Here is a 6,184-nt window from a genome sequence, read left to right on the forward strand (position 1 = left end):
CCACGACAGGCTCTTGTGACTGACCATCAGACGACTGCCCGGCGGTTCTCGACGGGCCGGTGGCGTCGGCTGCGCTCCCTGCGGGTGCGGCTGATCGCGGTGTTCGCGGCCGTCGCGCTGCTCGCCGCCGTCTCGGCCTCCGGCATCGCGTACTGGCTGAACCGCGACGCGGTGCTCAAGCGCGCCCAGAACACCGTGCTGAACGACTTCCGGGTCTCGCTCACCCGCAACGTCTCCGACCTGCCGCTGAACGCGACCTGCCAGGAGCTGGCCTCGCTGGCGTCCACCGTGGCCAGCTCCGGCCTGACGTACGACGTGGTGGTGGTCGACGCGGCGCACCCGGAGTGCCCGGCCTCCTCCGACCCCGCGCACTTCACCCTGGCCGACGTGCCGACCGCGCTGCAGTCCACCGTCGCCAAGCCGCGCGAGATCACCGAGAACAACCCGTACCCGTACCACCTGTACTGGCAGCGGCAGAACCTGGAGGGCCGGCCGTTCGTGATCGGCGGCACCAAGGTGGTGCCGAACGGCCCGACGGCGTACATGTTCAAGTCGCTGGAGAACGAGCGGGCCGACCTCAACACCCTGGGCTGGTCGCTGGCGATCGCCACGCTGTTCGCGCTGATCGGCTCGGCGCTGCTCGCCCAGGCCGCCTCGGCCACCGTGCTGCGGCCGGTCAAGCGGCTCGGCGACGCCGCCCGGCGGCTCGGCGAGGGGCACCTGGACACCCGGCTGGAGGTCGACGGCTCGGACGAGCTCGCCGACCTGGCGAGGACCTTCAACCGGACGGCGGAGCAGCTGCACGAGCAGGTCGAGGAGCTGAGCGCGCGCGAGGCGCAGAGCCGGCGGTTCGTCGCCGACATGTCGCACGAGCTGCGCACCCCGCTGACCGCGATGACCGCCGTGACGGACATCCTGGAGGACGAGGCCGAGTCGCTGGACCCGATGATCGAGCCGGCCGTCCGGCTCGTGGTCAGCGAGACCCGGCGGCTGTCCGACCTGGTGGAGAACCTGATGGAGGTGACCCGCTTCGACGCGGGTACCGCCAGGCTGGTCGCCGACGAGGTGGACATCGCCGACCTGATCATGTCCTGCATCGACGGGCGGGCCTGGTACGACGCGGTCGAACTGGACGCCCCGCGCGGCATCCTGGCCGTGGTCGACCCGCGCCGGCTCGACGTGGTCTTCGCCAACCTGATCGGCAACGCGCTGAAGCACGGCGGCTCGCCGGTGCGGGTCAAGGTCCGGCAGGACGGGGAGTCGGTCGTGGTCGAGGTCTCCGACAGCGGCCCGGGCATCCCGGAGGACGTGCTGCCGCACGTCTTCGACCGCTTCTACAAGGCGGACCGGGGGCGGGCCCGCTCGGAGGGCAGCGGCCTCGGCCTGTCGATCGCGATGGCCAACGCGCAGATACACGGGGGAACGATCACGGCGGCGAACGGGGAGGTCGGCGCGGTGTTCACCCTGACGCTGCCGCTGGCCCCGCCGCCTCCGCCGTCCGCGGGCGAGGCCGAGGGCGGCCCCGCCGGCGACGCCGCCGAGGACAAGGACGCCACGTGACCAGCCCCACCGACACCGTTGTCCCCCGCACCGTCCTGCGCCGCGGCGCCGGCGTGCTGCTGCTGGTCGCGCTGGCCTCCGGCTGCGGCATCCGGCCGACCGCCGTGCCGGTCGACGCCGGCGCGCCCGCCAGCCGGACGGCCTGCCCGACCTCCCCGCACATACCGGCGGCCCTGGCCACCCCGCCGGGCCCGGCCCCGACCGTGTCCCCGACCCGCGGCACCAAGGCGGGCGTGAGCCCGAGCCCGTCGCCCACCCCGGTGGCGCCGGGCAGCCCGCCGCCGGACAACGTGTTCAGCGCGGTGCCGACGGCCTCGCCCTGCCGGTAGCCCGCCCTGGGGGTGGGCCGCCCGGCGGGTGGGCCGCCGGCAAGGGGCAGGAGGGGGGCGGGAAGGGGGTTCGGGGGCGCGTTTGGGAATGTTCACGCCGGGTGTGGAACCGACGTGACGTCGGCCCACGTCCTTCCCCCCGTGCAGCGAGATGGCACCAGGACACGCGACGAGCGTTCCGGCGCGGGGACCGAGAGCAACCCGGCGGCGGCCGTCCACCGTCCCCTCCGGTTGGCCGGACTGGCGGGCCTCACCGGCCACCTGGCACTGGTGCTCTGGCTGGTGCTGAGACCGCTGCCGGTGGCCTGGGTGTACGACGCCAACCTGACGCCGTTCGCCTCGCTCCGCTCCTCCAGCGGCTGGCAGGTGGTCGGCGAACTCCTGCTGCTGGCCCCGCTCGGGGTCCTGCTGCCGCTGGCCGGCGGCCGGCTCCGGGCCCCCTGGCTGCCGTCCTTCCTGCGCACCACCGGCGCCTCCGCGCTGCTGGCGACCGCGCTGGAGTTCCTCTCCTCCTGGGCACCCGGGCACGTCCTCAACGTGGACCACATCCTGCTCGCCGTGGTCGGCGTGGCCGTCGTCCACCTCGCGCTCGTCCCGGGCCTGCGGCACCTGCTGCGGGACCGGCGGCCGCGGGTGCCCCGGATGACGGTGCTCTCGGTGCCGCCGGCCGTCGCCTCGGTCGCCGCCGCCACCTCGGCCGCGGCCGCCACCTCGGTCGCCGCCGTCACGCCCGCCGCCCGGCGGCGCGCCTACGCGGAGCCGACGCCCCCGGCCGGCTGAACCGGCCGCGGGTCCCGGACCACCCGGCCGCCGACCTCGACCAACCCGCCCGGGCGCGGCCCGGCCAGCAGCCGCGAGCCCCGGCCCTGGGTGATGGTCAGCGCCCGGCCGAGGTGCGCGGCCAGCAGCAGGGCGGCCGCACCGGTCGCCTCGTCCTCGTCGATCCCGTCGCCCCGCCCGGGGAAGGCCCGGGCCCGGACGGTGCCGGCCGCCTCGTCCTGCCAGGCCCAGGCGTAGACCCACTCCCCCGGCGGCGGCACCTCCAGCGCCTCCACCTCGGCCGCCGAACCGTACGGCCGCAGCGTGCGCCCCGGGGCCCACTCGGGCCGGGCCTCGATCCGGATCAGCCCGCCCTCGCGCCGCACGGCCACCTCGCCGGCGGCCGTGACCAGCCGGTCCACCCCGAGCAGCCAGGCGGCGCCCACGCACGGGTGGCCGGCGAACGGCAGGCGCACCGACGGGGTGTAGATGTCGATCTCCCCGCGCTCCGGGTCGTCGACGAACACCGTCTCGCTGAAGCCCAGTTCGCGCGCGACCCGCTGCCGGTCCGCGCGACCCGGCACGGCGGCGCCGTCGCGCACCACCCCGAGCGCGTTCCCGTGGCTCCCGTCGGGCCCGCAAAAGACCCGCAGCACCTCAAACCCCGTCATTTCCCTACCTCGTCTACTCCCGCTCCGGACCGGCGCAATGACACCGTGACACAAAGGCGGCGACGGATGTCGGCCGCCTCCAGTACTGTGCGCTGTCGTCCCCGAACGGTTCCCGCCGTTTTTCTCCTTCCCCTCCCAGGAAAGCCCCCGTGAACAATCTCGACTTCAGCGCCGAACCGCTCTTCTCCTGGTACGTCGTACTGCTGGCCCTCAGCGGCGCCATCATGGTGGCCCTCGGGGTCGCGGCCGGCGGACTGAAGGTCGGCCTGCGCATCCTCAACCTCGTCCTCGGCCTCGCGTTCCTGGGGTACGCCTACTACCTGGCGTTCGTCTTCGAGGGCGGCACGTACACCATCTTCTTCAAGGCGTTCATCCTGCCGGTCGGCATGATCGTCGCCTCGGTGAAGGCGCTGGTGGAGCGCAGCAACGCCAAGAAGCAGCCCGCGCAGGCGGCCGCCCCGTTCGACCCGAACGCGCCGCAGGGGGCGTTCAACCCGAACGCGCCGTTCAACCCGAACGCCGCCCAGCAGGCGCCGTTCAACCCCAACGCGCCGTTCAACCCCAACGCCCCGCAGGCGCCGCAGCCGCCGTTCAACCCCAACGCCCCGCAGGCCCCGTACGCCGCGCAGCCGGGCGCGCCCGTCCCGCCGCCGGCCGGTGCCCCCGTGCCGCCCGCCCCGGCGCCGGGCGCCTCGCCGTACCAGCCGGGTGTCCCGCCGCAGCCGGTGGCGGACAACCCGTACGCGCAGCCGCAGCCGCCGCAGCACCCGGCCGGCTGATCGCGCCGAGCCGAGCCGTACCGCCGTACGAACGCCGGAAGGCCCGCCCGTCACCCGCTGCGAAGCGGCGACGGGCGGGCCTTCCGGCGTGTCCGGCTCAGTTCCCGGTGCCGCCCCGCACGCGGTTGCGGCGCCACGCCACCACCAGGGTGCCGAGGCCGAGGGCGATCGCGGTCGCCCCGGTGATTGCCATCGGCTCCGTGGCCCTGCCGCCGCCGGTGGAGGCCAGCCCGCCGTCCCCGGCCGGGGCGGCGGTGACCACCGGCGAGCCGGCCCCCGCCGGGCTCGGCGACGTGCCGGTGGCCCGCACGACCGGGAGGACCGGGGCGGCGGCCCGCTCCGGCAGGTCCGGGTCCGGGGCGGAGTCCACGAAGGTCGGAGCGGGTGCGGCGGTGGCGCCCGTCGCGGCCACGGTGATGAAGTCGGCCGCCGGACCGGCCGCCTCGGCCGCGCTCTCGCCCCGCTCCGGCAGGGTGCGCGACACGGCCGTCAGGGACTCGAACAGGATCGGCGCGTCCTTGGTGAAGGCCAGCCGGAGGTCGACGGTGCGGCTCTCGCCCTTCGCCAGCGTGATGACGTCGGCGTCCCCGTCCCCGGTCCGCAGCGCGAAGTCGAGCCGGTTCGGGTGCTCCGGGCCGCGGCCCAAGGTGGCGCCCCGCCACTGCCCGTCGGCGGCACGGAACTCCAACTCGACCGTGTCCGAAGGAAGTTCGGCCGCCCCCTGGAACACGACCGCGGGCACGACCCGCAGCTCCCGGCCGCTCCGGTTGGTGAGGACCAGTGTGAACGGCTTCGCCTCGCCGCCCACCGTGAACACGACGGGCACCCCGTGGAGCCCGACCTCCGCGGTGGCCGCCGGGGCGGGCGGCGCCGTGGCCGGTGCGGTCGCCGGCGCGGTGGTCGGCGCCCCCGCCGGAACGATGACCAGCTCCGGGCGGCCGCTGCTCGCGTCGGTGGCGCGCTGCTCCGGCGGCAGGGCCGGGTCCGAGACCACGGAGTCGAAGCCCGGCGCCACCCGGCCGGCCGGGGCATCGGCGGTGACGGTGAGCCGCAGCCGGTAGACGGCCTCGGCGCCGGCCGGCAGCGACAGCACGGCGGGCTGGTCGAGCGCCCAGACGGCGCCCGTGCCCGCGGGGTTCGCCCTGGCGTCCTGCCATCGGGTGCCGCCGGGCGCCCGGTACTCCAGCCGGAAGTGGCCCTGCCCCGCGCCGGCGCCGGCGTCCGCGACGACGAAGGCCGAGGACGGCACGTCCAGCCGGTGGTCGGCGGTGTTCCGGAGCGTCGCGGTGAACTCCACCGGCGCGCCCCCCGCCGTGACGGTGCCGGGAAGGCCGCCGAAGGCGATCGTGACCGGCGAGGGGCGGGTCCGGGCGCCCGGGGACAGCGCGACGGCCTCCGGCGCGGCGAAGACGGCCGCGACCCCGACGGCGGCCAGGCCGGAGGCCAGGGTGACGGCGGTGGTCGCGGTCAGGAATCTGCGCTGCCGAATGTGCAATCCAACCTCACGGGAGAATGCGGGAGAGAACCCATCAGGACGTGAAATCGCTTGCACGGGAGATCGTTTCGCAACAGTGTCGGGCTTTCGTCCGCCCCCCGGCCGACCGCGATCGGCAGCATCCTACCGAGCCCCGTCCGGCGGTCCGGACCGAGGACCGCGCTCGGTTCCCCGGGACCACCCCGAGGGAACCCCGACATCCGGCTACGACTCCCCGGTGACCCTTCGGGGCCGGGAATCACCTGCCGGGCTGAGGCCCGGGGGCCGACGGCGGCGGAGGATGGAACCAGCCCACCGGACCTGCCGGACCGGGCCGCCACCACAGGGAGAGAATCATGAGTGCGCGCCTCGCCCGTCCTCGCCGCAACCGCGTCCTCGCCGGTGTCTGCGCCGGGATCGCCGAACGCTTCGGCCTGACCCCGTGGACCGTCCGCGTGATCTTCCTGCTCTCCTGCCTGCTGCCCGGCCCCCAGTTCCTGCTCTACCTGGCCCTCTGGGTGCTGCTCCCCCAGGAGCCGTAAGCCCGGCGGCCCGGGGGCGACCGGGCCTCACCGCACGGCGACGGGCCGCCCGCCCCGGGGTCTCCGGGGT

General features: G+C 75.5%; 7 protein-coding genes. 5 read left to right on the top strand and 2 right to left on the bottom strand.

Annotation, left to right across the window (positions count from 1 at the left end):
- Positions 1 to 15: 15 nt before the first annotated feature.
- The 3 genes from ACFRQN_RS15055 to ACFRQN_RS15065 all read left to right on the top strand — a co-directional run bounded on the left by ACFRQN_RS15055 (position 16) and on the right by ACFRQN_RS15065 (position 2,669).
- Entirely contained in the window at positions 16 to 1,560 is a 1,545-nt protein-coding gene (locus ACFRQN_RS15055; RefSeq protein ID WP_049654103.1) for a HAMP domain-containing sensor histidine kinase, read from the top strand.
- Positions 1,557 to 1,889, top strand: coding sequence for a hypothetical protein (locus ACFRQN_RS15060; RefSeq protein WP_074003907.1), 333 nt, complete (start codon positions 1,557 to 1,559; stop codon positions 1,887 to 1,889). The genes ACFRQN_RS15055 and ACFRQN_RS15060 overlap by 4 nt, the downstream gene beginning before the upstream one ends.
- Before the next feature lie 231 nt (positions 1,890 to 2,120).
- Positions 2,121 to 2,669 carry a VanZ family protein gene (locus ACFRQN_RS15065; protein ID WP_074003908.1) on the top strand — a complete coding sequence of 183 codons (549 nt, stop codon included), beginning with the start codon at positions 2,121 to 2,123 and terminating at the stop codon, positions 2,667 to 2,669.
- On the opposite strand, the gene ACFRQN_RS15070 is transcribed toward ACFRQN_RS15065, so the two are convergent.
- Complete coding sequence (locus ACFRQN_RS15070; RefSeq protein WP_380740756.1) at positions 2,639 to 3,319, bottom strand: PhzF family phenazine biosynthesis protein; 681 nt, start codon at positions 3,317 to 3,319, stop codon at positions 2,639 to 2,641. The genes ACFRQN_RS15065 and ACFRQN_RS15070 overlap by 31 nt on opposite strands.
- A 149-nt stretch (positions 3,320 to 3,468) precedes the next feature.
- Here ACFRQN_RS15070 and ACFRQN_RS15075 point away from each other — a divergent pair, with 149 nt between their 5' ends.
- Positions 3,469 to 4,098 carry a hypothetical protein gene (locus tag ACFRQN_RS15075; protein ID WP_074003910.1) on the top strand — a complete coding sequence of 210 codons (630 nt, stop codon included), beginning with the start codon at positions 3,469 to 3,471 and terminating at the stop codon, positions 4,096 to 4,098.
- Positions 4,099 to 4,195: 97 nt separating this feature from the next.
- On the opposite strand, the gene ACFRQN_RS15080 is transcribed toward ACFRQN_RS15075, so the two are convergent.
- Positions 4,196 to 5,593, bottom strand: coding sequence for a hypothetical protein (locus ACFRQN_RS15080; RefSeq protein WP_380740758.1), 1,398 nt, complete (start codon positions 5,591 to 5,593; stop codon positions 4,196 to 4,198).
- 335 nt (positions 5,594 to 5,928) lie between these two features.
- Between ACFRQN_RS15080 and ACFRQN_RS15085 the strand changes: the two genes are divergently transcribed.
- Positions 5,929 to 6,114, top strand: coding sequence for a PspC domain-containing protein (locus ACFRQN_RS15085; RefSeq protein WP_049649198.1), 186 nt, complete (start codon positions 5,929 to 5,931; stop codon positions 6,112 to 6,114).
- The last annotated feature ends 70 nt before the right edge of the window (positions 6,115 to 6,184 follow it).

The sequence above is a fragment of the Kitasatospora sp. NPDC056800 genome, assembly GCF_042789775.1.
Lineage (GTDB): Bacteria > Actinomycetota > Actinomycetes > Streptomycetales > Streptomycetaceae > Kitasatospora.

Bases quoted from the DNA above. Each gene is read 5' to 3' on its own strand.
- ACFRQN_RS15070 (WP_380740756.1), bottom strand. From the start codon at position 3,319: ATGACGGGGTTTGAGGTGCTGCGGGTCTTTTGCGGGCCCGACGGGAGC.
- ACFRQN_RS15085 (WP_049649198.1), top strand. From the start codon at position 5,929: ATGAGTGCGCGCCTCGCCCGTCCTCGCCGCAACCGCGTCCTCGCCGGT.